24 protein-coding genes are annotated in these 26197 nt (G+C 58.4%); 15 read left to right on the top strand and 9 right to left on the bottom strand.

What is annotated here, in order from left to right:
- Positions 1-105: 105 nt before the first annotated feature.
- On the top strand, positions 106-564 hold the full coding sequence (locus tag MUY35_RS15880) for an NUDIX hydrolase (RefSeq protein ID WP_248370164.1): 459 nt from the start codon (positions 106-108) through the stop codon (positions 562-564).
- 134 nt (positions 565-698) lie between these two features.
- The gene (locus MUY35_RS15875) at positions 699-2180 is read left to right on the top strand and encodes an inorganic phosphate transporter (protein ID WP_248370163.1); all 1482 of its coding nucleotides are present in this window, start codon (positions 699-701) and stop codon (positions 2178-2180) included.
- Positions 2181-2295: 115 nt separating this feature from the next.
- Here MUY35_RS15875 and argF read toward each other — a convergent pair whose 3' ends face one another.
- Both argF and MUY35_RS15865 read right to left on the bottom strand, forming a co-directional pair.
- Entirely contained in the window at positions 2296-3222 is a 927-nt protein-coding gene (gene argF / locus MUY35_RS15870) for an ornithine carbamoyltransferase (RefSeq protein ID WP_248370162.1), read from the bottom strand.
- Positions 3219-4403 (bottom strand): aspartate aminotransferase family protein, encoded by a 1185-nt coding sequence (locus MUY35_RS15865; protein ID WP_248370161.1) that lies wholly within the window; start codon positions 4401-4403, stop codon positions 3219-3221. Before MUY35_RS15865 ends, argF begins: the two co-directional genes overlap by 4 nt.
- Positions 4404-4637: 234 nt before the next feature.
- On the opposite strand from MUY35_RS15865, the gene MUY35_RS15860 reads away from it, so the two are divergent.
- The 4 genes from MUY35_RS15860 (at position 4638) to MUY35_RS15845 (ending at position 8096) form a co-directional block, all read left to right on the top strand.
- Positions 4638-5513: a DMT family transporter gene (locus tag MUY35_RS15860; protein ID WP_248370160.1), complete on the top strand. Its 876-nt coding sequence runs from the start codon at positions 4638-4640 to the stop codon at positions 5511-5513.
- Between the two features lie 109 nt (positions 5514-5622).
- Positions 5623-6195, top strand: coding sequence for a GcrA family cell cycle regulator (locus MUY35_RS15855; RefSeq protein WP_248370159.1), 573 nt, complete (start codon positions 5623-5625; stop codon positions 6193-6195).
- A gap of 113 nt (positions 6196-6308) precedes the next feature.
- On the top strand, positions 6309-7715 hold the full coding sequence (rimO, locus tag MUY35_RS15850) for a 30S ribosomal protein S12 methylthiotransferase RimO (RefSeq protein ID WP_248370158.1): 1407 nt from the start codon (positions 6309-6311) through the stop codon (positions 7713-7715).
- Between the two features lie 165 nt (positions 7716-7880).
- Positions 7881-8096, top strand: a complete 216-nt coding sequence (locus tag MUY35_RS15845) for a hypothetical protein (protein WP_248370157.1) — start codon at positions 7881-7883, stop codon at positions 8094-8096.
- Between the two features lie 23 nt (positions 8097-8119).
- On the opposite strand, the gene MUY35_RS15840 is transcribed toward MUY35_RS15845, so the two are convergent.
- Positions 8120-8407: a hypothetical protein gene (locus MUY35_RS15840; RefSeq protein WP_248370156.1), complete on the bottom strand. Its 288-nt coding sequence runs from the start codon at positions 8405-8407 to the stop codon at positions 8120-8122.
- Between the two features lie 77 nt (positions 8408-8484).
- Positions 8485-11715: a carbamoyl-phosphate synthase large subunit gene (carB, locus tag MUY35_RS15835; RefSeq protein ID WP_248370155.1), complete on the bottom strand. Its 3231-nt coding sequence runs from the start codon at positions 11713-11715 to the stop codon at positions 8485-8487.
- 224 nt (positions 11716-11939) lie between these two features.
- Here carB and MUY35_RS15830 point away from each other — a divergent pair, with 224 nt between their 5' ends.
- Positions 11940-12899 (top strand): phosphatase PAP2 family protein, encoded by a 960-nt coding sequence (locus MUY35_RS15830; RefSeq protein ID WP_248370154.1) that lies wholly within the window; start codon positions 11940-11942, stop codon positions 12897-12899.
- 84 nt (positions 12900-12983) lie between these two features.
- The gene (aspS, locus tag MUY35_RS15825; RefSeq protein ID WP_248370153.1) at positions 12984-14834 is read left to right on the top strand and encodes an aspartate--tRNA ligase; all 1851 of its coding nucleotides are present in this window, start codon (positions 12984-12986) and stop codon (positions 14832-14834) included.
- A 488-nt stretch (positions 14835-15322) separates the two neighbouring features.
- Here aspS and MUY35_RS15820 read toward each other — a convergent pair whose 3' ends face one another.
- Positions 15323-16042 carry a response regulator gene (locus MUY35_RS15820; RefSeq protein WP_248370152.1) on the bottom strand — a complete coding sequence of 240 codons (720 nt, stop codon included), beginning with the start codon at positions 16040-16042 and terminating at the stop codon, positions 15323-15325.
- 160 nt (positions 16043-16202) lie between these two features.
- Here MUY35_RS15820 and mce point away from each other — a divergent pair, with 160 nt between their 5' ends.
- Complete coding sequence (gene mce / locus MUY35_RS15815) at positions 16203-16607, top strand: methylmalonyl-CoA epimerase (protein ID WP_248370151.1); 405 nt, start codon at positions 16203-16205, stop codon at positions 16605-16607.
- Complete coding sequence (locus tag MUY35_RS15810; RefSeq protein WP_248370150.1) at positions 16607-16882, top strand: DUF1467 family protein; 276 nt, start codon at positions 16607-16609, stop codon at positions 16880-16882. Before mce ends, MUY35_RS15810 begins: the two co-directional genes overlap by 1 nt.
- A gap of 22 nt (positions 16883-16904) precedes the next feature.
- Here MUY35_RS15810 and MUY35_RS15805 read toward each other — a convergent pair whose 3' ends face one another.
- Positions 16905-17654: a metallophosphoesterase gene (locus MUY35_RS15805; RefSeq protein WP_248370149.1), complete on the bottom strand. Its 750-nt coding sequence runs from the start codon at positions 17652-17654 to the stop codon at positions 16905-16907.
- A gap of 106 nt (positions 17655-17760) precedes the next feature.
- Between MUY35_RS15805 and MUY35_RS15800 the strand changes: the two genes are divergently transcribed.
- A complete protein-coding gene (locus tag MUY35_RS15800; RefSeq protein ID WP_248370148.1) occupies positions 17761-18444 on the top strand; it encodes an aquaporin in 684 nt (227 codons plus the stop codon).
- 52 nt (positions 18445-18496) lie between these two features.
- On the opposite strand, the gene serA is transcribed toward MUY35_RS15800, so the two are convergent.
- The gene (gene serA, locus MUY35_RS15795) at positions 18497-20089 is read right to left on the bottom strand and encodes a phosphoglycerate dehydrogenase (RefSeq protein ID WP_248370147.1); all 1593 of its coding nucleotides are present in this window, start codon (positions 20087-20089) and stop codon (positions 18497-18499) included.
- Between the two features lie 64 nt (positions 20090-20153).
- Positions 20154-21299, bottom strand: a complete 1146-nt coding sequence (locus MUY35_RS15790) for a phosphoserine transaminase (RefSeq protein ID WP_248370146.1) — start codon at positions 21297-21299, stop codon at positions 20154-20156.
- 153 nt (positions 21300-21452) lie between these two features.
- Between MUY35_RS15790 and serB the strand changes: the two genes are divergently transcribed.
- Both serB and MUY35_RS15780 read left to right on the top strand, forming a co-directional pair.
- Complete coding sequence (gene serB / locus MUY35_RS15785) at positions 21453-22331, top strand: phosphoserine phosphatase SerB (protein WP_248370145.1); 879 nt, start codon at positions 21453-21455, stop codon at positions 22329-22331.
- Positions 22324-23082, top strand: a complete 759-nt coding sequence (locus MUY35_RS15780) for a TSUP family transporter (RefSeq protein ID WP_248370144.1) — start codon at positions 22324-22326, stop codon at positions 23080-23082. Before serB ends, MUY35_RS15780 begins: the two co-directional genes overlap by 8 nt.
- Here the strand turns inward: MUY35_RS15780 and MUY35_RS15775 are convergent.
- Complete coding sequence (locus tag MUY35_RS15775) at positions 23079-24077, bottom strand: asparaginase (RefSeq protein ID WP_248370143.1); 999 nt, start codon at positions 24075-24077, stop codon at positions 23079-23081. The two genes, MUY35_RS15780 and MUY35_RS15775, sit on opposite strands and share 4 nt — an antisense overlap.
- A gap of 183 nt (positions 24078-24260) precedes the next feature.
- Here MUY35_RS15775 and MUY35_RS15770 point away from each other — a divergent pair, with 183 nt between their 5' ends.
- Positions 24261-24788 (top strand): invasion associated locus B family protein, encoded by a 528-nt coding sequence (locus MUY35_RS15770; protein ID WP_248370142.1) that lies wholly within the window; start codon positions 24261-24263, stop codon positions 24786-24788.
- Positions 24789-24893: 105 nt separating this feature from the next.
- Complete coding sequence (rlmN, locus tag MUY35_RS15765) at positions 24894-26075, top strand: 23S rRNA (adenine(2503)-C(2))-methyltransferase RlmN (protein ID WP_248370141.1); 1182 nt, start codon at positions 24894-24896, stop codon at positions 26073-26075.
- Positions 26076-26197 lie beyond the last annotated feature (122 nt).

The following is a 26197-nucleotide window of genomic DNA, read 5'->3' as shown; positions in this document are numbered from 1 at the left end:
CAAAAACTCCCCTCACAGGGCGTTTACTTGCATTTCACCCTCATTACCCCATATCCTAATGGATAGAAAAAACGGGCGAAAAGCCCAAAAGCGCGCAGGTACAAAATGACACCATTGCTAAAACAGGCTTGGGAACAGGTCGTCACCCCATTGTTCCAACGACCCAAACGGGTGCAGGTCGCGGCGCTTTGCTATCGCGACGCAGGCGATGATAAAGAAGTGCTGTTGGTGACATCTCGCGGGACCGGGCGCTGGATTCTGCCCAAAGGCTGGCCAATGGACGGCATGAACGCCGCTGAAGCCGCCCGCCAAGAAGCCTGGGAAGAGGCCGGCGTGTCCGAAGGACAGTTGGACCGCGCGCCAATCGGTGCATTCAGCTCCGAAAAAGAGATGGATTTCGGCGGCGTTGCCCGCTGCACGACCTCTGTTTTTCCGCTGAAGGTTGAGAAACTTGTTGATGATTTCCCGGAAGCAGACGAACGCACGCGCGCTTGGGTTCCGGCAGAACAAGCCGCCGAAATGGTGGCTGAAAAAGACCTCCAGAAAATCTTGCGCGAATTCTAAGACACATCCCTTTTTGGCTTGGTTGGAATTGCCGCGAATCTGTTGCATTTTCGTGCCCGACCGTCTAGCGCATGCGCTAATTGCAGCGGCTGTAACCCAGCCGTAAGACAGCGCGCCAGCCAAGGGAACCGATGATGAGCGTAGACAACCGCGGCAGCCAGTGGAAAACGCTGGACAAAGACCTCAATCGCATCAGTCAGGTCGAATACGCCACGCAATATGTTGCGCGCCCATTGGTTGGCATGGGTGTCGCGCTTGCTTTCATCGTCATTGCAGCCTTGGGTGCGGCTGTGTTCTTTGGTCAGACTCCGACCTCGCTTGTGGTCGTTATCGCTGCGGCCTTTGGCGCGTATATGGCGCTGAACATTGGGGCCAACGATGTGGCCAACAATATGGGGCCTGCGGTTGGGGCAAACGCGCTGACCATGAGCGGTGCCATCGTCATCGCCATTATTTGCGAAAGTGCTGGGGCGCTGTTGGCCGGGGGCGATGTTGTCTCGACGATCTCAAAAGGGATCATTGATCCTTCAGGGTTCGAACAGTCGCGCACGTTCGTATGGGCGATGATGGCGGCACTGATATCGTCGGCACTTTGGGTAAATCTGGCCACTTGGGTGGGCGCGCCTGTATCCACCACGCACTCGGTCGTGGGGGGCGTCATGGGGGCGGGTATCGCCGCCGCCGGATTCGCCGCGGTCAGCTGGCCCACGATGGGGATGATTGCCGCGTCATGGGTAATTTCACCGGTATTGGGCGGCGCGATTGCCGCGCTTTTTCTGGCGCTGATCAAACACAAAATCATCTATCAAGAAGACAAGATCGCAGCCGCAAAACGCTGGGTTCCGGTGCTGATCGCCATCATGGCCGCCGCCTTTGGCGCTTATCTTTCGATCAAGGGGCTAAAACGCGTCGTCTCAATTGATCTTACAACAGCTCTGCTGATTGGTGCCGCAACCGGCGTTATCGCTTATGTCGTGACCACCCCGCTGATTGCGCGCCAGGCCAAAGGGCTTGAAAACCGCACCAAGTCACTGAAAACACTCTTTGCCCTACCGTTGATCTTTTCGGCAGCTCTTCTGTCTTTCGCTCATGGTGCAAATGATGTTGCGAACGCAGTTGGCCCACTGGCCGCCATCGTGCACGTGGAAAGCGTTGGCGATTTTGCAGCCAAAGTCACCATTCCAACATGGGTCATGGTCATCGGCGCATTCGGCATCAGCTTTGGCCTGATGCTGTTTGGCCCGAAACTCATTCGTATGGTCGGAAGCCAGATCACCAAACTAAACCCAATGCGCGCCTATTGTGTGGCGCTGTCCGCGGCGATCACGGTGATTGTCGCCAGCTGGCTGGGCCTGCCGGTCAGCTCGACCCACATCGCGGTGGGCGGGGTGTTCGGTGTCGGCTTCTATCGTGAGTTCCATATGGAGCGCCGCTTGCGCCGCTCAAACGTCGCCTTACCCGAAATCAAACGCATCGCCCGCGAGGAACGCCGCCGCCGCAAACTGGTGCGTCGCTCGCATTTCATGACCATCGTTGCCGCATGGGTGATCACGGTTCCGGCTGCCGCCGTCATGTCCGCAGTGATCTTCTATCTGCTAAATGCCTTCATGGCATGATCCGGAAGGCCGACCGCGACTAGACTTGTTCTGGTCCCAAATGTCCACGGGTAGGTGCCACGCGCTGCGTGACACCGTAGGGGCAATGCCCCTGCTACACCACTTCAGGCGATTATTATTTCCTCAAACACCAGCGCATGACTGCTTTTTGGGCGTGCAGTCGGTTCTCCGCCTCGTCAAAGATCACCGATTGCGGGCCATCCATGACCGAATTCGTCACTTCCTCTTCCCGGTGGGCGGGCAGGCAATGCATAAACAATGCGTCGGGCTTGGCGTGGGCCAGCAATTCGTCGTTGATTTGATAGGGGCGCAACAGGTTGTGGCGCCGTTCGCGTGCCGACGGCGCGTCATGCATTGACACCCATGTGTCTGCAACAATCAGGTCGGCACCGTCCACGGCTTTCACCGGATCGCGCACGATCTCGACCATTGCACCATTGCGGCGCGCTTCTTCGACGAAAACCGCCTCGGGATCCAGCACGTCCGGGCCGGTGAAAGTCAGGTCAAACCCGAACGCCCCCGCCGCGTGCAGGAACGAGGCACAGACGTTATTACCATCTCCCGCCCACACCACTTTTTTACCCGCGATCGAACCGCGATGTTCCTCATAGGTCAGAATGTCGGCCATGATCTGGCAAGGGTGCGAGCGGTTCGTCAGCCCGTTGATCACCGGAACATCGGCATGTTCCGCCAGTTCAAGCAAAGTTGCTTCCTCAAATGTGCGGATCATAATCATGTCTACATAGCGGCTGAGCACGCGTGCAGTGTCGGCCACGGTCTCGCCATGACCCAACTGCATCTCGGAGCCGGACAGAACCATCGTCTGCCCGCCCATCTGACGCACGCCCACATCAAAACTGACGCGGGTCCGGGTCGAGGGCTTTTCGAAAATCAGCGCAACCATGTGGTCCTTTAGCGGCAGTTCGTCATCCAACGCACCCTTGGGCCTGCCCGCACGCGCCGTCTTGATCTGGTGTGCTTGCGCGATCATGCCCTTCAGATCAGATTTATCGGTCTTGTTAATATCAAGAAAATGTCTCATTTAATCTGGCCCTCCACAGCCTTGGCAGCGGTTTCAAGACGGCTCACGGCCTCGGTGATATCGTCGTCTTCAATGGTCAAGGCTGGCAGGATACGCAGCACATTATCGGCCGCAGGAACGCACAGAACTCTCGCATCATAACAAGCACTCAACACGTCGGTATTGGGGGCCTTGCAGACCAGCCCCAGCATCAAGCCCGACCCGCGCACACCCGCGAACACTTCCGGATGAGCGGCCACCAAACCTTCGAGTTTCTGCCTCAGCAGCCCGGATTTACGGCGCACGTCGTCAAGAAAGGCTGGGTCCGACACGATCTGCGTGACCGTGGCCCCGATAGCACAGGCCAGCGGGTTCCCGCCATAGGTCGACCCGTGGGTGCCCGCGACCATGCCGCTTGCCGCATCCTCGGTCGCAAGAACTGCGCCTAGTGGGAAGCCCCCGCCGATACCCTTGGCGACCATCATGATGTCGGGCGTCACGCCCGACCATTCATGGGCGAACAATTTGCCGGTCCGTCCCATACCGCATTGCACCTCGTCAAAAATCAGAAGCGCACCCGCCGTGTCACACGCCGCACGGATTGCTTTCAATTCGTCGTCAGGCACGGGGCGGATACCACCCTCGCCCTGCACCGGTTCGATGATCACCGCGGCAACGTCTTCGTCCGCCAACGCACTGGTCAGACCGTCCAGATCGCCAAATGGCAGATGGGTAAATCCGGGCAGAAGCGGGCCAAACCCTTTGGTCAGCTTTTCACCGCCTGCTGCCGCGATCCCGGCAGATGACCTGCCATGAAACGAGCCGTCAAACCCGATGATCCGCGCGCGCTCCGGTTGGCCTTTTTCGTGCCAGTATTTGCGCGCCATCTTGACAGCAAGCTCGCACGCCTCGGTGCCCGAATTGGTGAAGAACACGGTATCTGCAAAGGTCAAATCAACCAGCATATCCGCCAGCTTTTGCTGCTCAGGAATGGTATAAAGGTTGGACACATGCCACAGCTTCGCGCCTTGCTCAGCCAACGCCTTGACCAGTGCGGGATGCGCGTGGCCCAAAGCATTCACTGCGATGCCTGCGCCCAGATCTAAGTATCGTTCACCATCCCTCGTGATCAGCCAACTGCCCTGCCCGCGCTCAAACGCAAGATCAACACGGTTATAGGTCGGAAGAAGCGACGCGATCATGTCGGTATCCTTTACAAAAGAAGCCCTTGGGTGCCGTATGGCTGGCTTCAAGTCAACAATTTCAAAGGGGATATGCGCAAATGCGCACGAACAAATGGGACGGGACGTCAGGCGCAGATGCGTCGGCGTCGGTTGTTAGCGATATGCAGGCGTTTGTTCATAAGGCGGGCTTACGGGAAGGCAATTCTTCTGTCCAGACTTTTCAAGCCCCGCGTCACCCGATAAGCGGTGCGGATGGAAACGCGTCACACCCCCTTTGCCGCCGCGGGCTTCATGCTGCTGGCCTCGTCATTGATCGCGGGCACGACGTTAATGGCAAAGCTTGTCGGGCGTGACGTGCTGGGCGAGCCACTGCATCCATTGCAGATCAGCCACGGCCGGTTCCTGTTTGCGTTTCTGGTGATCAGCACTGTTGTGGGGGTCAAGCGCCCTGCGCTCAAAAGCGCAAACCTGCCCCTGCACATCGCACGCTCGGTTTCCGGCTGGACCGGGATTTCGCTGTTGTTCGCAGCTGTGGCTTTCATTCCGCTGGCAGATGCGACGGCGATCAGCTTTCTGAATCCCGTCTTTGCAATGGTGCTTGCCATTCCCCTGTTGGGCGAGCGTGTGGGGCCGCTCAGATTTTCTGCCGCCGCCATCGCTTTGTTGGGCGCGCTTGTTCTGATCCAGCCCGGCGCGGGCAGCTTCCACCCGGCCGCACTTCTGGCACTGACTGCCGCCGTTGTCATGGGGCTTGAAATCACCCTGATCAAAAGGCTCAGCGGGCGCGAGGCGCCGTTGCAGATCTTGTGGATCAACAATGGCATTGGCCTGTCGGTCGCAACGTCGGCCGTTATCTGGATTTGGCAGTCGCCGACGGCTGCGCAATGGGTTGCGCTGGCGGCGCTTGGTTTCATGATGGCGCTGGCGCAAGCCTGTTTCATCCAGTCAATGAAACGCGCGGATGCCAGCTTCGTCGTGCCGTTCTCATACGCCACGTTGCTGTTTGCCGGACTGTACGATTTCGCCGCGTTCGGCGTGGTGCCGGTGCACACAAGCCTGTTGGGCGCAGCCATCATCATTGCAGGTGGCGCTTTGCTTGCATGGCGCGAAAGCCGCAAGTCACGCTGATACAGTATCTGCGCTTGTATCCCCCGCGCCTATGATTAAAATAGGCGCTTGTGAATTCACTGGGCTGTCCGGGCTATTGCTGGACGGCGACCCAAAAACGGGAAAAAATATGTCCTGGACCGACGAGCGCGTTGAAATCCTGAAAAAGATGTGGGGCGAGGGGCAATCAGCCTCTGTCATCGCAAAAGAGCTTGGGGGTGTGACCCGCAATGCTGTGATTGGCAAAGTGCACCGTTTGGGCTTGTCAAACCGGTCGGGCGGTGGCTCGAAAGCGCCTGCCAAGGAAAAAGCCGCGCCGAAGGTGGCAGCCAAGCCTAAGGCGCCGCCCAAGAAAGCCGCGCCAAAGAAAGAGGCGGAACCAGCCGCCAAGCCCGCTGCCGAAACCAGACCAATCCCGGCGCGCAAGCAGATCATCCCGGCAGGCCAACCCCTGCCGCCGCAACCGTCTGCGAACGAAATCAGCCCCGAAGCGCTGGCATCGGTGCGCGAAGTTGAAAAAGGTGCGAAGAAGCTGCACCTGATGGAACTGACGGAACGCACCTGCAAATGGCCCATCGGCGACCCCGCGACCGAAGAATTTTGGTTCTGTGGTCTGCCTGCGCAACAAGGCAAACCCTATTGCGAGGCGCATGTCGGCGTCGCGTTCCAGCCGATGAGCTCGCGCCGCGACCGAAAACGGTAAGGCAGCCACATTGATCAGACCAAAGGCGCGTTGAGCAACCAGCGCGCCTTTTTTCGTGCCTGCGCACGCCGCCGCGTGCACTTCCCCTTTCCAGACTGACCGCAGGGGGCTATATGCGCGCCATGACACATCCAGTGAACCCACCCAACCTGCGCCCCGACCTTGCCCCGAAAGCCCGGTTTTCCGAGCCTAAGCGCGACGGCCAGCCCACCATCGGCATGGTCAGCCTTGGCTGCCCCAAGGCGCTGGTCGACAGCGAACGCATCCTGACGCGGCTGCGCGCCGAAGGCTATGCAATCAGCCCCGATTATGCCGGGGCGGACGCAGTGATCGTGAACACCTGCGGGTTTCTGGACTCGGCCAAGGCGGAAAGCCTTGAAGCGATTGGAGAAGCACTAAACGAAAACGGCCGCGTGATCGTCACCGGCTGTCTGGGCGCAGAGGAAGACTACATTCGCGGCACCCATCCCAGCGTGCTGGCCGTCACCGGTCCGCATCAGTATGAACAGGTGCTGGACGCCGTGCACGGTGCTGTGCCGCCGTCGCCTGACCCGTTTGTGGACTTGCTGCCCGCGACCGGCGTGTCGCTAACCCCGCGCCACTACAGCTATCTGAAGATTTCCGAGGGCTGCAATCACAAGTGCAAGTTCTGCATCATCCCCGATATGCGCGGGCGTCTGGCGAGCCGCCCTGCTCATGCGGTGGTCCGCGAAGCTGAAAAACTGGTCGAGGCTGGCGTAAAAGAACTGCTGGTGATCAGCCAAGACACCTCGGCCTATGGGGTCGACATCAAACACGCCGAAGACCGCGGCCACCGCGCCCATATCACCGACCTGGCGCGTGATCTTGGGGCGCTTGGTGCCGGGCGCGACCTGTGGGTCAGGCTGCATTATGTCTACCCTTATCCGCATGTGCGCCAGTTGATCCCGCTGATGGCGGACGGGCTGATCCTGCCCTATCTGGACATCCCGTTCCAACACGCCCACCCCGACGTTCTGAAACGCATGGCCCGCCCGGCGGCCGCGTCGAAAACGCTGGACGAGATCGCGGCTTGGCGCACGACCTGCCCCGACATCACCCTGCGCTCGACCTTCATCGTCGGCTATCCCGGCGAAACCGAGGCCGAATTCCAGACCCTGCTGGATTGGATGGACGAGGCGCAACTGGATCGCGTCGGCTGCTTTCAGTATGAAAATGTCGATGGTGCCCGGTCAAACGATCTGCCCGACCACGTCCCCGCCGAGGTCAAACAAGACCGTTGGGATCGGTTCATGCAGAAGGCACAGGCGATTTCCGAAGCCAAACTGGCGGCAAAGGTCGGGCAACGCATGGACGTGATCATCGACGATATTGATGAGGACGGCATCGCCACCTGCCGCACCAAAGCCGACGCACCCGAGATCGACGGGAACCTGTTCATCGACGAAGGCACCGAAGGGCTGAAGGTTGGTGAGATTGTCAGCGTCGAGGTGGATGAGGCCGGGGAGTATGATTTGTGGGGGCGCACAAACCATGTTTAACATAATCGCAATGAGATAGCTGTGGACCAATGACACCGCTGGTCAGCCCATATCGCTCGAAGGCGGCGACCAGCCATCACCCCAAAATCGCCATCCTGGTGCCTTAGACACCTCATTCTTTCTGGGTATTGTAGGCGCTCAGTGGGACCAGCAAGAAGAACAGAAATGCAGGATCTAATACAGACCTTGATATATGGAAGCGGCGGCTACGCAGCGACGTATGTGCTGTTGCGTCCCGCGGCATTGATTGACGCCGTTTCGACGGGCCCCGGCATGGGTAAAGCCGGTTGGGCCTTCCATCACAAACACTACAAGCTGACCTATCCGGTGTTGGGCGTAATGCTCGTTGTTTTGGGACTTGTTGTCGCGCAAGTGACCTGACGCACAGGATGCGTCTTTGTTCGCTACCCCTCTGTCGACACACTAAACAGCACCCAGCCATCAATCCGCGCGACTTCTACCCCGCCGGTTTCATGGGTAAACACACCCAGCCCTTCGTATTCCGCAGGACAGGCGACTAGGTCGGCAGTGTGGTCCAGATATTCGACGGTTGCGGCGCTTTCACCCACCCGCTGGCATTGGTCCGCGACATCGCGATAGCCGCCCATAAGCGGCAGGTCGGTCGCCGGTGCGACGGTTTCACAGGCAGCCAGAAAGCCGATGGAAAATACAGTGAACAAGCTATGTTTCATGGGATCGCTCCTAAAAATGCGACCCCATGTTAGCATAGATTTAGACCCCACGGCAAAAGCGTCGCCGAAAGGCAAACTCACATCTCTTGAAGCGGCTTCACTTCGATCTGACGCTCGGACCGAACCTTTATAGCGCGCGCCGAGGCGTGGCTGGCGGCAAGCGTGGTGAAATAGGGGATCTTGTCCATCAATGCGACGTTGCGCATTTCACGGCTGTCATTCACCGACTGCGTGCCCTCGGTCGTGTTCATGACCAGATGCACTTCACCGTCTTTCATGCGATCGACGATGTTTCGACCGGGTTCATAAACCTTGGCGACGGTTTCCGTTTCCACGCCGCTATTCGACAGAAACGACGCTGTGCCACGGGTGGCAAGGATGTTGAAACCCTGCTCCTTAAGCATCTTTGCCGTCTCGACCAGTTGATCAGTCTTGTCGCTTTCTTTGATCGACAAGAAGACGTTGCCTTCGGTCGGCAATACGGTGCCAGCCCCAAGCTGGGCCTTCAGGAATGCCATGGCGAAGCTTTTATCCGCGCCCATGACCTCGCCGGTCGACCTCATTTCCGGGCCAAGGATGGTATCTACGCCAGGGAAACGAGCAAACGGCAAGACCGCTTCTTTCACGGCGTAGGTGTCAATCTCGGGATCGACCAGATCGAACGCATCCAGCTTTTCACCCGCCATCACCCGCGCCGCGATCGAGGCGATGGGCGACAAGACCGCTTTCGCCACGAAAGGCACCGTGCGGGACGCGCGCGGGTTTACCTCAATCAGGTAAATTTCGTTGTCCTTGACAGCGAATTGCACATTCATCAGGCCAACCACGTTCAGCGCCAGTGCCAGCGCCTTGGTCTGCTCGCGCAACCCAAGGATAATCTCGGGGCTGAGGCTGTAGGGCGGCAGCGAACAGGCACTATCACCCGAATGGACGCCCGCTTCTTCGATATGCTGCATGATGCCCGCCACATGGACATTTTCGCCATCGCAAAGCGCGTCAACATCCACCTCGACCGCGCCGGACAGATAGCTGTCGAGCAGAACGGGGCTGTCGCCCGATACCACCACGGCCTCGGCGATGTAACGTTCCAGTTGCGCCATGTCGCGCACGATTTCCATCGCGCGGCCCCCCAGCACATAGGACGGGCGGATCACCAGCGGGAAGCCAATATCGCCTGCAATGGCGAGGGCTTCTGCGTCGGTCGATGCGATACCATTGTTCGGCTGCTTCAGACCCAACTGGTTGACAAGCGCCTGAAAACGTTCGCGGTCTTCCGCTAGGTCAATAGCGTCGGGTGTGGTGCCAAGGATCGGGATGCCCTCAGCCTCTAGCGCATTGGCCAGCTTCAGGGGCGTTTGTCCGCCGAACTGAACAATGACGCCGTGCAGCGTGCCGTTTTCCATCTCTTTCGTCAGAATTTCCATGACGTGTTCAAACGTCAGCGGTTCGAAATACAGCCGGTCCGAGGTGTCATAGTCAGTCGAAACAGTCTCGGGGTTGCAGTTGACCATGATGGTTTCATAGCCGACATCCGTCAGCGCAAAACAAGCGTGACAGCAGCAGTAATCGAACTCGATCCCCTGCCCGATCCGGTTCGGGCCACCGCCCAGAATGACGACTTTCTTGCGGTCAGACGGGCGTGCTTCGCATTCAACCTCGCCCATCATCGGAGCCTCGTAGGTGGAATACATATAGGGCGTCTGCGCCTCAAATTCGGCCGCGCAGGTGTCGATGCGTTTGAACACTGCTGTCACGCCAACTTTGCGGCGGGCGTTACGCACGTCCTTTTCAGTGAAGCCCGTCAACTTGGCCAAACGCGCATCTGTGAAGCCCATCATCTTGAGCTTGCGCAAGCCAGCTTCGTCCGATGGCAGGCCCGCTTCTTTCACTTGGGCTTCGGTCTCAATAATCTCGCGAATGCGGGTCAAGAACCACGGGTCGAATGCGGTGCAGGCGTTGATGTCTTCGTCCGACATGCCAAAGCGCATGGCCTGCGCGATTTTCAGAATGCGGTCTGGACGCTGTTCGGAAATCGCCTTGATGATGGCGGCCTGATCGGGCGCGCCGGGGATGTCGATTTCATCAAAACCGGTCAGGTCGGTTTCCATCGACGCCAGCGCTTTTTGCAGGCTTTCATGGATCGTGCGGCCGATGGACATAACCTCGCCCACCGATTTCATCGCGGTGGTTAATTCGGGTTTGGCACCGGGGAATTTTTCGAACGCAAAACGCGGGATTTTGGTGACGACATAGTCGATGGTCGGCTCAAAACTGGCGGGCGTGACTTTGGTGATGTCATTGTCCAGCTCGTCCAGCGTATAGCCCACGGCGAGTTTCGCGGCGATCTTAGCAATCGGGAAGCCTGTGGCTTTCGATGCGAGCGCTGACGACCGCGAGACACGCGGGTTCATCTCGATCACGACCATACGGCCGTCTGCCGGGTTCACCGCCCATTGCACGTTCGACCCGCCAGTTTCCACACCGATTTCGCGTAGTACGCTGATCGAAAGCGAGCGCATCAACTGGTATTCTTTGTCCGTCAATGTCAGCGCCGGGGCCACGGTGATTGAATCACCTGTGTGCACGCCCATTGGGTCCACATTTTCGATGGAACACACGATGATGGCGTTGTCAGCGGTGTCGCGCACCACCTCCATCTCGTATTCCTTCCAGCCAAGCAGGCTTTCGTCGATCAGAATTTGGCTTACCGGCGAGGCATCTAGCCCGGTGCGGCAATAATGCTCGTATTCCTCGCGGTTATACGCCACGCCACCACCGGTGCCGCCGAGCGTAAACGCAGGGCGGATGATGGCGGGCAGACCGACATAATCAATCGCATCCAGACATTCCTGCATCGTATTAGCGATGGTGGCTTTTGGGTTTTCGATGCCCAGACGGTCCATAGCCTCGCGAAACAGCTTCCGATCCTCGGCCATTTCAATCGCGTCGCGCTTAGCCCCAATCAGCTCAACATTGTATTTGTCGAGCACACCCAGATCGTCCAACTCCAACGCCGTATTCAAACCGGTCTGCCCGCCCATCGTGGGCAACAGCGCGTCGGGGCGTTCTTTTTCGATGATCTTGGTCACCACATCCGCGGTGATCGGTTCGATGTACGTCGCATCCGCCATGTCCGGGTCGGTCATGATCGTCGCCGGGTTCGAGTTCACCAAAATGACCCGATACCCTTCTTCGCGCAGCGCCTTACACGCCTGAGCACCCGAATAGTCGAACTCGCAGGCCTGTCCAATAATAATGGGCCCCGCGCCGATGATCATAATTGAGTTGATATCGGTTCTTTTAGGCATGATGACCCCCATCGGCAGACTGGATCGCGCGCCGGATTCTCACCCGCGCGCAAATTGTCGTGGGTTATAGAGATGATGCGGGAAGGTGCAAGGGGACCACCTCGCGAAACTCAAGAAAGTGTTGCAGGCCAGTTCCGAAAGTCGCGGTTTCGCGATTGCCAATCAACCGGTGGTAGATTAGAGGGTGGCGAAATTCGAACACCATTTTTTTTCAAGTGAAGTCGATGACCCAGTTTCTTAGATTTAGTTTAGGCTATTTTGCCTTCGCAATCGTGATCACATTCTCAATCCGGGAAAGAGCGTTACAAACGTTTTCCGAGGTCGGGCGCGTCCTGAGGGACTTGACGCCGTTGCTCTTGTTTTGGGTATTCACACTGGTCTGTTTGGGGTTGTTGATCAATGCTGTTTTCCAAAATAAGGCGCCGCGTGACACGATCGCCGACGCTCTTTTCGCGACCGCTGCGACATTGCTGTTTCAAGCTGGTTTCATACTCGTCAAGACCACCCTGCCATTCGTGATTCCGTTTTATGCTGACTCAGCTTTCGCCGAACTCGACAAGCTGTTGCACATGGGATTGGACCCGTGGATATTGACCCACAGATTTCATGATGTTCTGCCCGTCGAATGGCTTGCTGGAATCTACATGTATGGCTGGTTGATTCCCGCGATCCTGTTACCTGTCATCCTTGCCACCCTGGACAGCGATCCCAAGCGTGTGCGTCGCATTCTGCTCGTGTATCTGTCTGCTTGGATTGTGGTTGGAAACATTCTTGCGCTTGCAGGCATGTCGGCGGGGCCGATCTTTTTTGAACGTCTGCATGGCAGCGACCATTTCTCGGGTTTGACCGCCTCAATGCTCCCTGCCGGCCCGAATTTGCAAAAGATAAGCAACGCACAAGATTTCCTGTGGATCGCATACGAGCAGATGGACCAAACCAAAGGACCTGGAATTTCAGCGTTTCCCAGTGTCCATGTATCAATTGCCACCTTAGCTGCAATTTATCTGTATGAGCGATCACGCTTCCTGCTTCCCCTCGCGCTGACTGGGGTTGCGGCGATCCTTTTTATGTCCGTTTACACCGGCTATCACTATGCGGTCGATGGCTATGTCTCGATCGCGGTTGTGATCGGCGTGTGGATTTTTTTGCGTCGGCGCGACCTGAAGTCTACTGAATGCGCCTGATTAGTCTTCGCGGTGGACTTGACTTCTGCGCGCAAGCGCGGTTGATCAGCGCAACCCGTTTTCTGACGAACTAGGACAACCGACATGCACGCCTTTCGCAGCCATACTTGCGCTGAACTGAACAAATCGAATGTTGGCGACATGGTGCGCCTGTCTGGTTGGGTCCACCGGATCCGCGATCATGGCGGTATCCTGTTTATCGACCTGCGCGACCATTACGGGATCACGCAGGTGCTGTGCGACCCTGACAGCCCAGTCTTTGCCGAGATGGAAAAGGTGCGCGCAGAATGGTGCATTCGTATTGACGGCAACGTAAAGGCCCGCGACGCCGATTTGGTGAATGACAAGATCCCAACCGGCGAGGTCGAGGTGTTCGTGCGTGACCTAGAGGTGCTGGGCGCGTCAGAAGAGCTGCCGTTGATGGTCTTTGGCGATCAGGAATATCCGGAAGAAACGCGTCTGAAATACCGCTTCCTCGATTTGCGTCGTGAAGTGATGCAAGAGAATATGAAGCTGCGGTCTGACGTTGTCGCCTCGATGCGCAAGCGGATGTGGGAACAAGACTTCCGCGAGTATCAGACACCGATCATCACGGCCTCAAGCCCCGAAGGCGCGCGCGATTTCCTTGTGCCGTCGCGTCTGCACCCCGGTAAATTCTATGCGCTTCCGCAGGCTCCGCAGCAGTTCAAACAGCTGATGATGGTCGCCGGTTTCGACAAGTACTTCCAGATCGCACCGTGTTTCCGCGACGAAGACCCGCGCGCCGATCGTTCGCCGACCGACTTCTATCAGCTTGACATGGAGATGTCGTTTGTCACCCAGCAGGACGTGTTTGACACGATCCAACCTGTGTTGAAAGGCGTGTTCGAAGAATTTGGTGGTGGTCGCAAGGTCGATCAGGACTGGCCGCAGATTTCTTACAAGGAAGCGGCGCTTTGGTATGGCACCGACAAGCCTGACCTGCGCAACCCGATCAAGATGCAGGTCGTCTCGGACCATTTCCGCAGCTCGGGCTTTGCGATCTTTGCCAAGCTGTTGGAGCAGGACGGCACCGAAATCCGCGCCATCCCCGCCCCCACTGGCGGGTCGCGCAAGTTCTGCGACCGGATGAACAAGTTCGCGCAGGAACAGGGCCTGCCGGGTATGGGCTACATCTTCTGGCGCGACAAAACGGCGGATTCTGTGGCGCAGGAACTGGGTATTCCAGTCAAAGAAGCGCAAGCCAAGCTGAAATCCGGCGAAGTCGAAGGTGGCATGGAAGCCGCCGGACCGCTCGCCAAGAATATCGGCCCCGAACGGACAGAGGCGATCCGCCAGCAATTGGGGCTAAATGTCGGTGATGCGGCGTTCTTCCTTGGCGGCAAACCCAAAGCGTTTGAGGCCGTCGCTGGTCGCGCACGTAATGTGATCGGCGAAGAACTGGGCCTCTTGGACAAAGATCGTTTCGCCTTCGCCTGGATCGTCGATTTCCCGATCTTCCAGATGGACGACGAGACCGGCAAGCTGGACTTCGACCACAACCCGTTTTCCATGCCGCAAGGCGGGATGGAGGCGCTGGAGGGCGACCCCCTGGCCGTCCGCGGATATCAATTCGATCTTGCCTGTAATGGTTATGAACTGGTGTCGGGCGCGATCCGGAACCATAAACCCGAGATCATGTTCAAGGCCTTTGATCTGGCGGGCTATGGCGAAGACGAAGTGCGCAAGCGTTTTGGCGGAATGGTCAACGCCTTCCAATACGGCGCGCCGCCGCACGGTGGCTGTGCCGCGGGTGTCGACCGCATCGTGATGCTGCTGGCTGATCAGGAAAACATTCGCGAAGTGGTGATGTTCCCGATGAACCAGCGCGCCGAAGATCTGATGATGAACGCACCGAATGAGCCGCTGAACGAACAGCTGCGTGAATTGCACCTGCGCGTGATCCCGCAAGAATAAGGGCGCGTGCGACACAGAGCGGACCGAAAAAAGAAAGGGTGCGTGTGAAACACACGCACCCTCGTTTTTTCGGCGGCAGCTCACCGAAAACCACTCTTACCAAAGAACCGATTACCGGACGGGCCTTGATTACATCATCTATTGCGTCGCTTAGGCTGTCGTGTTGTCAGGCTACAGTCAGAACCAGCGCGATTGCCATCATGGCTGCACCGGACACCAAGACCGTCCAATCGATCACAGCATTGCCAAACTCATCATCCGCGAAACGTTTAATTAGGCTTTTCATAATATAACCCTCGTCTTAACACTCTGCTCACCCCGTCTGATGATTTTTTGCCACCAGAATTGGGCGGAAATGAGGTGCTGCGCAGCCAATTTCGTGCACCGCAAAGGTATTTTCGCGGCAGGTTAGGGGGTGCCGCTACGTAATCCAACGATGCCGCGGCGGCGCTGGCAAAGCATGCTTTCGGCTGCTCGGCCGGCCGCGTTCACAGCACTTTTCGCTGGGCCAACCGGTCCTGAACCATCCCTTCGACGCGTGCCCAATCCGGGCCAGTTCCGCGCCCTGCGGCACGGGCCTGCGCCAGATTTGTGGCGGCGGCCTCTAACGGGTTGTCGTGGGCACTGCGCGCCAGCACCCCAAGGAATTGCGCGATATAGTCTTGCATCGGCCCGTCAACGCCCGCGCGCATCAGTGCTGCGGCATGGCTTAAGTCGTCCTGAAAGGCAATCTTGTCCGGCTCGATAATCTCTTGCGGAACGGCGCGGGGCGCAGGCGGGCCTTCGGCGGGTGGCAGAACAGATAGGATGCTGCTTTGAAACACCGCTAGACTGTCGACAGGCTTTGCCAGGAACCCATCTGCCCCCGCACTGATCGCCCGATCATGGGTGGTGTCATCACCGCTCATCGCCAGCAACACCGGCACACGGACGCGATCAGCAGCCAATTCGGCAATCAGGTCGGCACCTGATCCATCCGGCAGCCCCATGTCGATTATGACAATCGAAGGTCGATAGACTCGCAAATGCCGGTGTGCCGCGCGCAGGCTGTCGGCCCGTCGAATGCGCGCCCCGGATCGCAGGCTCAAAAGCCGGATCGCCTCGGACGCAAAGCGGCTGTCTTCGACCACCAGAACCGTCAACCCCTGCAAGGGACGGTCTGCGGTTGGGGGGTGAGCCATCATCAATTGTTCAAGGTCATCGCTCATCGGCTGTCTCCTTCCACCGATCAGCCTGCGCGAAAACTGCCTAACAACTGGTTAAGCCAGCACACGCGGGTGCGGTTTTTTGCAATGCGGCACCGCAGCACTTGCCCGTGCGCTGCAAGCCCGCCATAACCAACCCCAGAATTGCAAAGGGAGAGAAGACATGATTGGACGCCTTAATCACGTGGCGATTGCCGTGCCGGATCTTGACGCTGCCGCCGCGCAGTATCGCGACACGCTCGGCGCCGAGGTCGGCGCACCGCAAGATGAACCCGACCACGGCGTGACAGTTGTCTTCATCAACCTGCCCAACACCAAGATCGAGCTTCTTTACCCACTTGGTGACGCCTCGCCCATCGCTGGTTTTCTGGAAAAGAACCCTTCTGGCGGCATTCACCACATTTGCTACGAGGTCGACGACATCATCGCGGCGCGTGACAAACTGCAAGCCTCTGGCGCGCGCGTGCTGGGCACCGGCGAGCCGAAAATCGGCGCTCACGGCAAACCGGTCCTGTTCCTGCATCCCAAAGACTTCAACGGCACGCTGGTCGAGCTGGAGCAGGTCTGATGTCCATCACCGCTGCTATCGTGCTGTATGTGGTCATCTGGTTTGTGACCATGTTCGTTGTGCTGCCCATCGGCCTGCGCACCCAAGGCGACGAGGGCGAGATCGTGCCCGGCACGCATGCGGGTGCGCCCGCCAACTTTAAGCTCGGGCGCACAATGATTATTGTCACAATCGTCGGCACAATTGTCTGGGCGGCCGTCACAGGGATCATCCTGTCGGGTTGGATCACGGTCGAGGATATCGACTGGTTCAACCGGTTGGACGACGCCGAATAAGGCGTCTGCGCGGGCGTGATATCTATTGCGTGCCCGCCTGCTGCACGGCCACACGGCCTTCGGGCGATAAAAGCCAAACCTCGCGCCCCTCTATCACCACGGCGGACAGCGCTTTGCCATGGCCTGCCCCGGTGTCGATATTCACGCGGTTCCCGTAATGCGTCACACGATCAACCGGCGTGTGCCCGTGAACAATCAGCGGTCCGTGATCGGCCGTCGAGGCATGGAACTCTTCGCGAATCCAGCAAAGGTCATCTTCGGTCTGATCTTCCAGCGCTACACCGGGGCGGATACCGGCATGAACGAAGCACAAGTCCCCTTCTCGGTGCATCGCAGGCAGGCCGGACAGGAATTCGCGATGGTGTTCTGGCACTGCAGCGCGGGCTGTTGGGTGTAGCTGATAGGTGCGGATGCCGTCGGGCACCTCAACACCATAACTTGCCAGCGTTTCGATGCCGCCAATGCGCGGGTGCAACCAGTTGTAGTCGATTAGAAGATGGGTATCGACCATCGGATGATCACGCAAAAACATCTCCATCATGCGGTCGTGATTGCCTTTGAGGACGACCCAGTTTTCACCGCGCGCTTGGCCTGCGATCAAATGGTCGATCACGCCGCGCGCATCGGGTCCGCGATCAACAAGGTCGCCGATATGGATCACCGGCGCATTGTCGTCACTGCAGCGCGCACGATCTTCGTCGATCAACGCGTGAACAGCCTTCAACTTGTCCAAATGCCCGTGAATATCCCCGATAGCGTATGTCCGAACCATGGTTTGCCCTTTGATTTGCGGTGCTAAGTTCATGTGTTTTCCCCGCGACCAGCCACAATCGCATCGCGATAGTGACCTTGACGCACACTTATCAGGGAGACGCGAAATGAAACAAGCGACAGCGGAATTTATTGGAACAATGACTCTTGTCTTGTTCGGTTGCGGCGCAGCAGTGATTGCCGGGGCCGATATTGGTCTGACAGGGATCAGCTTTGCGTTCGGCCTTGCGCTGATCGGCATGGCCTATGGTATCGGCGGCGTATCGGGGTGCCACATCAACCCTGCGGTGACCATCGGCGCCGTTGTTGCCGGTCGCCTGCCCGCTTCTAAGGCTGGCAGCTATATCGCCGCTCAGGTCGCGGGTGCAACGGTTGGTGCCGCGATCTTGTATCTGATCGCGTCCGGCAAGGGTGGTGGCTTCGACGTGGCCACTTCAGGCCTTGGTCAGAACGGCTGGGGAACTGGTTATCTTGGTGAATACACCATGGTTGCAGCGTTCATCTTTGAGCTGGTCGCGACCTTCCTGTTCGTGGTCGTCATTCTTGGCGCAACAGGAGCCGGAGCGCCCAGCGCAGTTGCTGGCATCGCTATTGGCCTGACGCTGGTTGTGATCCATCTGGTTGGCATCAACGTGACCGGCGTGTCCGTTAATCCAGCACGCTCGTTCGGCCCGGCGTTGTTCGCCGGTGGCCATGCCATCGGGCAGCTATGGTTGTTTATCGTCGCCCCAATCCTGGGTGCGATTGCGGCTGGCATCCTGTTCAAAACAGGCCTTCTGGACGCAGAATAAGAAAAGGCCCCGGCGATAATCCGGGGCCCTTTTTCGTGATCTTGGTAGCTTGTTAGACGTCGAACGCCAGCGGTTTGACCGAATTGAACAGACCCGTGTCGCACAGGGCTTTCAAAACCGGCTCGGGCGTCGGATTGTCGACATAAAGCAATGCAATGGCATCGCCTCCGGTGTCTTTGCGGCCTAAGGTGAAGTTTGCGATGTTCACGCCATGCTTGCCCATCGTCGCTCCCAACGCGCCGATGATGCCGGGCTCATCGTTGTTGGTGGTGTAAAGCATGTGGCTGCCGATCTCAGCGTCGATATTGATGCCCTTGATCTGGATGAACCGCGGCTTGCCGTCCGAGAACACCGTGCCCGCAATCGAGCGTTCGCGGTTTTCGGTCACCACGGTCAGCTTGATATAGCCATCAAACGACCCGCCCTTGGCTTGGGTCGTCGTTGAACATTTGATGCCGCGATCTGCCGCCACAACAGGGGCGGACACCATGTTCACATCCGGCAAGACGGGCTTCATCAAACCTGCCAAGACGGCACAGTCTAGCGCCTTCAGGTTCATTTCCGAAGCGACACCATCATATAGGATGTTTACCGCCTTGATCGGCCCTTCGGTCAGCTGACCTACAAAAGCGCCCAGATGTTCGGCCAGTTTGATCCACGGCCCCATGACCTTGGCTTCTTCGGCAGTGACCGACGGCATGTTCAGCGCGTTTTGCACGGCACCCGTCAGAAGGTAGTCCGACATCTGCTCGGCCACCTGAAGCGCCACGTTCTCCTGTGCCTCTGTCGTTGCGGCCCCCAGATGCGGGGTGCAGACCACGTTGGGCAGGTTGAACAGCGGGTTTTCGCTTGCGGGCTCGACCGCAAACACGTCAAACGCCGCGCCTGCCACGTGTCCGGATTTCAGCAGATCAGCCAAGGCTTCTTCATCGACCAGACCACCACGGGCACAGTTGATGATACGCACGCCTTTCTTGGTTTTCTCAAGGTTCTCGCGGCTCAGAATATTGCGGGTCTGTTCAATCAGCGGAACGTGTAGGGTGATGAAGTCGGCACGTTTCAAAAGGTCATCCAGCTCGACCTTTTCGACGCCCATGCTGTTCGCCTTCTCTTCGCTCAGGAAGGGGTCATAGGCGATGACCTTCATTTTCAGGCCCAGCGCCCGATCACAAACGATGCCGCCGATGTTGCCCGCACCGATAACGCCAAGGGTCTTGCCCGTCAGCTCGACCCCCATAAACTTGGATTTCTCCCATTTGCCTGCATGGGTCGATGCTGAGGCTTCAGGGATCTGGCGCGCCACGGCGAACATCATCGCAATCGCATGTTCAGCGGTGGTGATCATGTTGCCGAACGGTGTGTTCATGACGATCACACCCTTTTTCGACGCAGCCGTTTTATCCACGTTGTCGGTGCCGATCCCAGCGCGGCCAACCACTTTCAGGTTCGGCGCGGCGTCAAGGAGTTTATCCGTCACTTTGGTCGCCGAGCGAATCGCGAGACCGTCATAATCGCCGATCTTGGCAAGCAAAGCGTCCTTGTCCTTGCCCAGCGCGGGTTCGAAGTCGACCTCGATCCCGCGATCACGGAAAATCTGGACGGCGGTTTCGGACAGTTTGTCAGATACGAGTACTTTGGGGGCCATGTGTCTGGTCCTTTTCACAAAGATGAGTGGGGGAAGCCCCGCGCTGTTCGCGCAGGGCTAAAACTTATTGCGCGGCGATCTCGGTGTTGAACGCCCAGTCGAGCCACGGCATCAGCGCCTCGACATCAGACGCCTCGACCGTGCCACCGCACCAGATGCGCAGACCAGCGGGTGCGTCACGGTATGCGCCGACATCTAGCGCCACACCTTCGGCTTCCAACCGCTTGGCGACGGCCTTTGCAAACGCAGCCCCGTCCTTGATGCGATCATCGGTGAACTTCAGGCAGACAGACGTGTTCGACAGCGTCGCCGGGTCATGCGCCAGAAAGTCGACCCAATCGCGCATCTCGACAAAATCCGCGATGGCCTTGGTGTTGGCATCCGCACGATGGATCAAGCCCTCAAGCCCGCCCACCGACCGCGCCCAGTTCAGCGCGAACAGATAGTCCTCGACCGCCAGCATCGACGGCGTATTGATCGTCGCGCCGGAGAAGATACCGTCGATCAACTTACCACCTTTGGTCAGGCGGAATATTTTCGGCAGCGGCCATGCGGGGGTGTAGCTTTCCAGACGCTCAACCGCGCGCGGCGACAGGATCAGGATACCGTGCGCAGCCTCGCCGCCCAGCACTTTCTGCCAGCTGAACGTGGTTACATCCAGCTTGTCCCACGGCAGGTCCATGGCAAACGCGGCAGAGGTCGCGTCGCAAATCGTCAGACCCTCGCGCCCCGCCGGAATCCAGTCACCATTCGGCACGCGCACGCCCGAGGTGGTGCCGTTCCATGTGAACACAACATCATTGTTGAAATCGACCGACGCCAGGTCAGGCAGCTCGCCGTAATCGGCAGTCTTTGTCACCGCATCCAGCTTTAGTTGCTTGGTCACATCCGTAACCCAACCGGCGCCAAAGCTTTCCCATGCCAGCACTTCGACCCCGCGTGCGCCCAGAAGCGACCACATCGCCATCTCGACCGCGCCAGTATCTGACGCAGGAACGATGCCGATTTTGTAGTCTGCCGGAATGCCCAGCACCTCGCGCGTGCCTTCGATCGCCGCTTTCAACTTGTCCTTGCCAATAGCGGCACGGTGCGAACGGCCAAGGGCGGCGTCCGACAAAGCATCCAAGGTCCATGTGGGGGGTTTGGCGCAGGGGCCAGAAGAAAAACGCGGATTTGCCGGCCGCGTCGCCGGTTGAGCAATATCAGTCATGATACCCTTCCAGATATGAGCCCCTCGTTGGGGAGGGGTGTCCCACGAACCGACCTAAGGGGCACAACCGTCTGGCACAAGATCAAAAATGTCGCTATAGCCGCGCCGTGCGTCGGAATGTGGCGCAAACAGTCTACGATCGGAAACTTTCGCATGTTCATTGCCACACTTTTGACAGCGCCAAGTGCCGCGACGCTAGATGCCGCACTGGTGGATTCGCTTCGCAACGCCTGGGGCGGTGGGGACGCGCAGTGGCTGGCCCCCGACGAGGCTGTTGAGTTTACGCTGCCCAAGCGCCCGGATAATCAGTGGGACGTGTGGGCGGACCTTCAAGGTATGGGCGTTGACCTAGTTATCCAGCCAGAACAGGGGCGACGCAAAAAGATGCTGCTTGCAGATATGGATTCGACCATGATCCAGCAGGAATGCATAGACGAACTGGCGGACGAAGCGGGCGTTGGCGACCGTGTGAAAGATATCACCGCGCGTGCGATGAATGGCGAGCTTGATTTCGACGGCGCGTTGAAAGAGCGTGTTGGTCTGCTGGCTGATCTGCCAGAAACGGTCATCGGCGACGTGCTCACCAACCGGATCACGCTCATGCCCGGTGGGCGCGCTTTGCTGGCAACGATGAAAGCAGACGGCGCGTATGCGGCGCTGGTATCGGGCGGGTTTACCGCGTTCACCGCGCATGTGGCCCAAACCCTTGGCTTTGACGAAAACCGTGCCAACACACTTTTGATTGCCGATGGGAAATTGTCGGGCGAGGTTGCAATGCCCATATTGGGGCGCGAGGCGAAGGTTGCTGCGCTGCAAGACATCTCGGCCCGGCTTGGCCTGACCCATGACGAAGTTATGGCCGTCGGTGACGGCGCAAACGATCTTGGTATGTTGGGACTGGCGGGGGCTGGTGTGGCACTGCACGCCAAACCGTCGGTCGCTGCTCAATGTGACATTCGCATCAACCACGGCGACCTGACCGCGTTGCTTTACATTCAGGGCTACGCCAATAGCGAATTCGCAAGTGTTTGATCTGACAACTGAGATCGTCCTGTTACTGCTGGGGGCGGCCTTCGTGGCTGGCTTTGTGGACAGCATCGCGGGCGGGGGTGGGTTGATCACTCTGCCCGCCTTGTTGCTGGCAGGCGTGCCGCCCATCACCGCGCTGGCGACCAACAAGGTTCAGGGGCTTTTTGGGGCGGGCATGGCCGCAGTCACATATGCACGTGCGGGACACGTAAACCTGCGCCGCCAACTGCGACCCGCAGCACTGTCCTTTGCAGGTGCCGTGATCGGTGCCCTGTTGGCCAGCACGTTGCCCACAGACGTGATCCGATTGGGCCTGCCTGTCCTGCTGATCGCAGTTGCGATTTTCTTTGCGGTGAAACCCGGTTTGGACGACATCGACAAACTCGAGCGAATCACGCCTTTTCTGTTTACGGTCACCTTCGTGCCGCTGATCGGCTTTTATGACGGGCTGCTGGGGCCGGGCACAGGGGCCTTCTTCATGATCGGGTTCGTCAGCCTTGCAGGTTACGGCATCCTGCGCGCGACGGCGCACACCAAGCTTTTGAACTTCGCGTCAAATGTTGGTGGGCTGGTCGGCTTCATGCTGGTCGCCCCACCCCTGTGGGCGCTTGGGCTGGCGATGGGCGTGGCCCAGATGGCCGGGGCCTATCTGGGCTCAACACTGGCCAGCCGGATTGGCGCCAAGCTGATCAAACCGGTGCTTGTGATCGCGTCAACTGCGCTGGCCCTGAAGCTGCTCGCCGAATGGTTCTAGCGCAGCAACGCGGCTGAGGGCCTTATCTCGCCAGTATGTAGCCCGGCATAGTTAAGGACGTCCGGGTTCATCCGCTTCTTCACCATCGGGTCGCGCGCATCCAAAACACCCAGTTTCACAAGGATCGCCGCAATCGCGCATTCAGACGCGCGCGTGGCCCCGTCGGTGATTTTCAGCGCAACGCCAAGCTCTTGATCCGGCAGAATCGCCACAAAGAACGCTTCTGCCCCGGTTTTCAGCACCGCCTTGCCTTTTGCGGCGCGCATCAGCTCGGTGCAGGCACGGGTTTCACCAGCGACCAGTTCGGGATGCAACATCATCGCCTCGCGCAACCTGACCGCTGCGTCCTGACGTTTGTCAGCCCCCGCCTTCGCCCCTGCAAACGCACCCATCGCCCGGCCCATGCCCGCCAGCGTGGACGCGAAATTAGGCGCTGAACAACCGTCGATCCCGTATCCGGGGCTGTCTTCGCCGGTTACATCTTCAAACACGGCTTTGATGGCAGTTTGCACCGGGTGGTCGAGAGCAACATAATCCGCCCCACCGCCCAAATAACGGCTTAGCGTCAAAAACCCTGCGTGCTTGCCAGAGCAGTTATTGTGTATCCGACAAGGGCTGGTATCGGTCTTGATCAATCCAACCTTCGCCGCCCTGTCATCCGGCATCTGAGGCCCGCAGAGCAAATCATCATTGCCCAGCCCCATATCAGCCAACCAACGCGTCACGCGATCGGTGTGGATGGCCGCGCCTTGGTGGCTGGCACAAGACAGCGCCAGCTGTTCTGTGGTTAGGCCCGCAGCATCTGCAGCGCCGCTTTCAATCAACGGAAGGGATTGCAACATCTTGGCCGATGAGCGCGGCAGGATCACCTTATCGGGATCGCCCCACGCCTCGACAATCTCGCCTTTGGCATTGCAAATCACGGCGTGACCTTGGTGCTGACTTTCAAGGATATCACCCCGCCAAACCTCGACAAGTTGCTCTGGCTGGGTCATTAGACACTCCTTTCACAGTGAAACGCGCGAAAATCCGCCACAGGGGCTTTTATTACGCGCACAATTCGCGCTAAACTCAACGGACAGACTTGGAAACGACCCAAGCGCAACAGTCAAGGGCCGCGTCAGACGGTTGGGACACGCAAGGGCTTGAGGCAGAGGCAGCTGGAGGCTGTGTTAAACATGATACGAACGATTTCAGGCGCGATTTGCGCACTGGGCCTGTCGCTTTCCGCGACGGGCGTTTTCGCTCAGGAAAGCTCGAACCGGGTCGCTGCAAACACAGATTGGAGCGTGTTTGTAGAGGACAATCCAAAAGAATGTTGGAGCGTGTCGAGCCCGAAAGAGACGGTAAACACCAAGAATGGCCGCTCGGTCGCCGTAAAACGGGGTAATATCCTGCTTTTCGTCAGCTATCGCCCCGGCGCAGAAGTTAAGGGCGAGGTTTCGTTTACCGGAGGCTACCCCTTTGCACCGGGATCGACTGTGTCACTGACGGTGGGCGATTCAACTTTCCAGATGTTCACCGATGGTGAATGGGCTTGGTCGGCATCGCCGGGTGATGACGCAAAGATCATTACGGCAATGAAGCGGGGCGCAAGCGCTGTCGCAAACGCCCAAAGTGCGCGCGGGACCAAAACCCAGGACACGTTCAGCCTGCTTGGTTTCACGGCTGCCGTTGAAGAAGCTGGCAAACGCTGCGGCGGCTAAGCTTTCCGATCATCACGACATTCTGACACGCCATGGTGCATTCCATGGCGTGACAAGCTGTGTCTGCTAGACTAAAAAGCCGTCTTGCACAGAATGGAACGCGCTATGGAACCCACCGCCCCGATCACTCAGGATGTTATGACCATCCCCCGCAAGTCCGACACGACAGGCAAACGTAACCTCGTTGGCCTGACGCGTGACCAATTGCGCGAGGCCCTGATCGCGGTCGGGACGCCTGAAAAGCAGGCCAAGATGCGAACCGGTCAGGTCTGGCAATGGATTTACCAATGGGGCGTGCGTGACTTCGACGCCATGACGAACCTTGCCAAGACCTATCGCGCGATGTTGGCGGAAAACTTTGTGATCGAGATCCCTGAAGTCGTGACCCGCAAAGTGTCGGAAGACGGCACCCGCAAATACCTCGTCCGCATCGCAGGCGGCCATGAAGTCGAAGTCGTCTATATACCGGAAGAGGGTCGCGGTACGCTGTGTATCAGCTCGCAAGTTGGCTGCACGCTGACCTGCTCTTTTTGCCACACGGGCACCCAGAAACTTGTGCGCAACCTGACCGCCGCCGAGATTGTCGGGCAAATCATGTTGGCGCGGGACGATCTGGACGAATGGCCCGAACCCGGTGCCCCCAAGGACGAAGCCCGCCTTCTGTCCAACGTCGTGCTGATGGGGATGGGCGAGCCGCTTTATAATTTTGAAAATGTGCGCGACGCGATGTTGATCGCGATGGACCCGGAGGGCATCCAGCTATCGCGCCGCCGGATCACCCTGTCCACGTCTGGCGTTGTGCCGGAAATCGCCCGCACCGCCAAGGAAATCGGCTGCCTGCTGGCGATCAGCTTTCATGCCACTACGGACGAGGTGCGCGACAAGCTGGTGCCGATCAACAAGCGCTGGAACATCAAGACATTGCTGGACACATTGCGGGAATACCCGCGCCTGTCGAACTCGGAACGGATCACGTTTGAATATGTGATGCTGAACGGCGTGAATGACAGCGATGAAGACGCCCACCGCCTGATCGAACACCTGAAGGGCATCCCTGCGAAGGTGAACCTAATCCCGTTCAACGAATGGCCGGGCTCGCCTTACACACGCAGCTCGAACAACCGTATTCGGGCATTTGCGGATATTATCTTTAATGCCGGTTACGCGAGCCCGGTCCGCAAGCCGCGTGGTGAGGACATCATGGCGGCCTGCGGTCAGTTGAAGTCTGAAACCGAGCGCGCGCGGAAATCAAAGCGGCAGATCGAGGCTGAAACTGGGTTGGGGTGAAGGACCTAGGGTTATGCCAACGTCGGCTTTGAGCCCATTGTGACGGTTGTCCGAACTATGCCGATTGCCATTGCTGCTATTCCCGGTGTGGATCATTCGCCGGAAGCGCACCGCGCAAATCC

The organism is Aliiroseovarius sp. S1339 (genome assembly GCF_023195695.1).
Lineage (GTDB): Bacteria > Pseudomonadota > Alphaproteobacteria > Rhodobacterales > Rhodobacteraceae > Aliiroseovarius.
This window is presented reverse-complemented; position numbering and strand designations above follow the sequence as displayed.

Excerpts from the sequence above, each read along its gene's own strand:
- MUY35_RS15880 (WP_248370164.1), top strand. The coding sequence starts at position 106 with ATGACACCATTGCTAAAACAGGCTTGGGAACAGGTCGTCACCCCATTG.
- MUY35_RS15875 (WP_248370163.1), top strand. The coding sequence starts at position 699 with ATGAGCGTAGACAACCGCGGCAGCCAGTGGAAAACGCTGGACAAAGAC.
- argF (WP_248370162.1), bottom strand. The coding sequence starts at position 3,222 with ATGAGACATTTTCTTGATATTAACAAGACCGATAAATCTGATCTGAAG.
- MUY35_RS15865 (WP_248370161.1), bottom strand. The coding sequence starts at position 4,403 with ATGATCGCGTCGCTTCTTCCGACCTATAACCGTGTTGATCTTGCGTTT.
- MUY35_RS15860 (WP_248370160.1), top strand. The coding sequence starts at position 4,638 with ATGGAAACGCGTCACACCCCCTTTGCCGCCGCGGGCTTCATGCTGCTG.
- MUY35_RS15855 (WP_248370159.1), top strand. The coding sequence starts at position 5,623 with ATGTCCTGGACCGACGAGCGCGTTGAAATCCTGAAAAAGATGTGGGGC.
- rimO (WP_248370158.1), top strand. The coding sequence starts at position 6,309 with ATGCGCGCCATGACACATCCAGTGAACCCACCCAACCTGCGCCCCGAC.
- MUY35_RS15845 (WP_248370157.1), top strand. The coding sequence starts at position 7,881 with ATGCAGGATCTAATACAGACCTTGATATATGGAAGCGGCGGCTACGCA.
- MUY35_RS15840 (WP_248370156.1), bottom strand. The coding sequence starts at position 8,407 with ATGAAACATAGCTTGTTCACTGTATTTTCCATCGGCTTTCTGGCTGCC.
- carB (WP_248370155.1), bottom strand. The coding sequence starts at position 11,715 with ATGCCTAAAAGAACCGATATCAACTCAATTATGATCATCGGCGCGGGG.
- MUY35_RS15830 (WP_248370154.1), top strand. The coding sequence starts at position 11,940 with ATGACCCAGTTTCTTAGATTTAGTTTAGGCTATTTTGCCTTCGCAATC.
- aspS (WP_248370153.1), top strand. The coding sequence starts at position 12,984 with ATGCACGCCTTTCGCAGCCATACTTGCGCTGAACTGAACAAATCGAAT.
- MUY35_RS15820 (WP_248370152.1), bottom strand. The coding sequence starts at position 16,042 with ATGAGCGATGACCTTGAACAATTGATGATGGCTCACCCCCCAACCGCA.
- mce (WP_248370151.1), top strand. The coding sequence starts at position 16,203 with ATGATTGGACGCCTTAATCACGTGGCGATTGCCGTGCCGGATCTTGAC.
- MUY35_RS15810 (WP_248370150.1), top strand. The coding sequence starts at position 16,607 with ATGTCCATCACCGCTGCTATCGTGCTGTATGTGGTCATCTGGTTTGTG.
- MUY35_RS15805 (WP_248370149.1), bottom strand. The coding sequence starts at position 17,654 with ATGGTTCGGACATACGCTATCGGGGATATTCACGGGCATTTGGACAAG.
- MUY35_RS15800 (WP_248370148.1), top strand. The coding sequence starts at position 17,761 with ATGAAACAAGCGACAGCGGAATTTATTGGAACAATGACTCTTGTCTTG.
- serA (WP_248370147.1), bottom strand. The coding sequence starts at position 20,089 with ATGGCCCCCAAAGTACTCGTATCTGACAAACTGTCCGAAACCGCCGTC.
- MUY35_RS15790 (WP_248370146.1), bottom strand. The coding sequence starts at position 21,299 with ATGACTGATATTGCTCAACCGGCGACGCGGCCGGCAAATCCGCGTTTT.
- serB (WP_248370145.1), top strand. The coding sequence starts at position 21,453 with ATGTTCATTGCCACACTTTTGACAGCGCCAAGTGCCGCGACGCTAGAT.
- MUY35_RS15775 (WP_248370143.1), bottom strand. The coding sequence starts at position 24,077 with ATGACCCAGCCAGAGCAACTTGTCGAGGTTTGGCGGGGTGATATCCTT.
- MUY35_RS15770 (WP_248370142.1), top strand. The coding sequence starts at position 24,261 with ATGATACGAACGATTTCAGGCGCGATTTGCGCACTGGGCCTGTCGCTT.
- rlmN (WP_248370141.1), top strand. The coding sequence starts at position 24,894 with ATGGAACCCACCGCCCCGATCACTCAGGATGTTATGACCATCCCCCGC.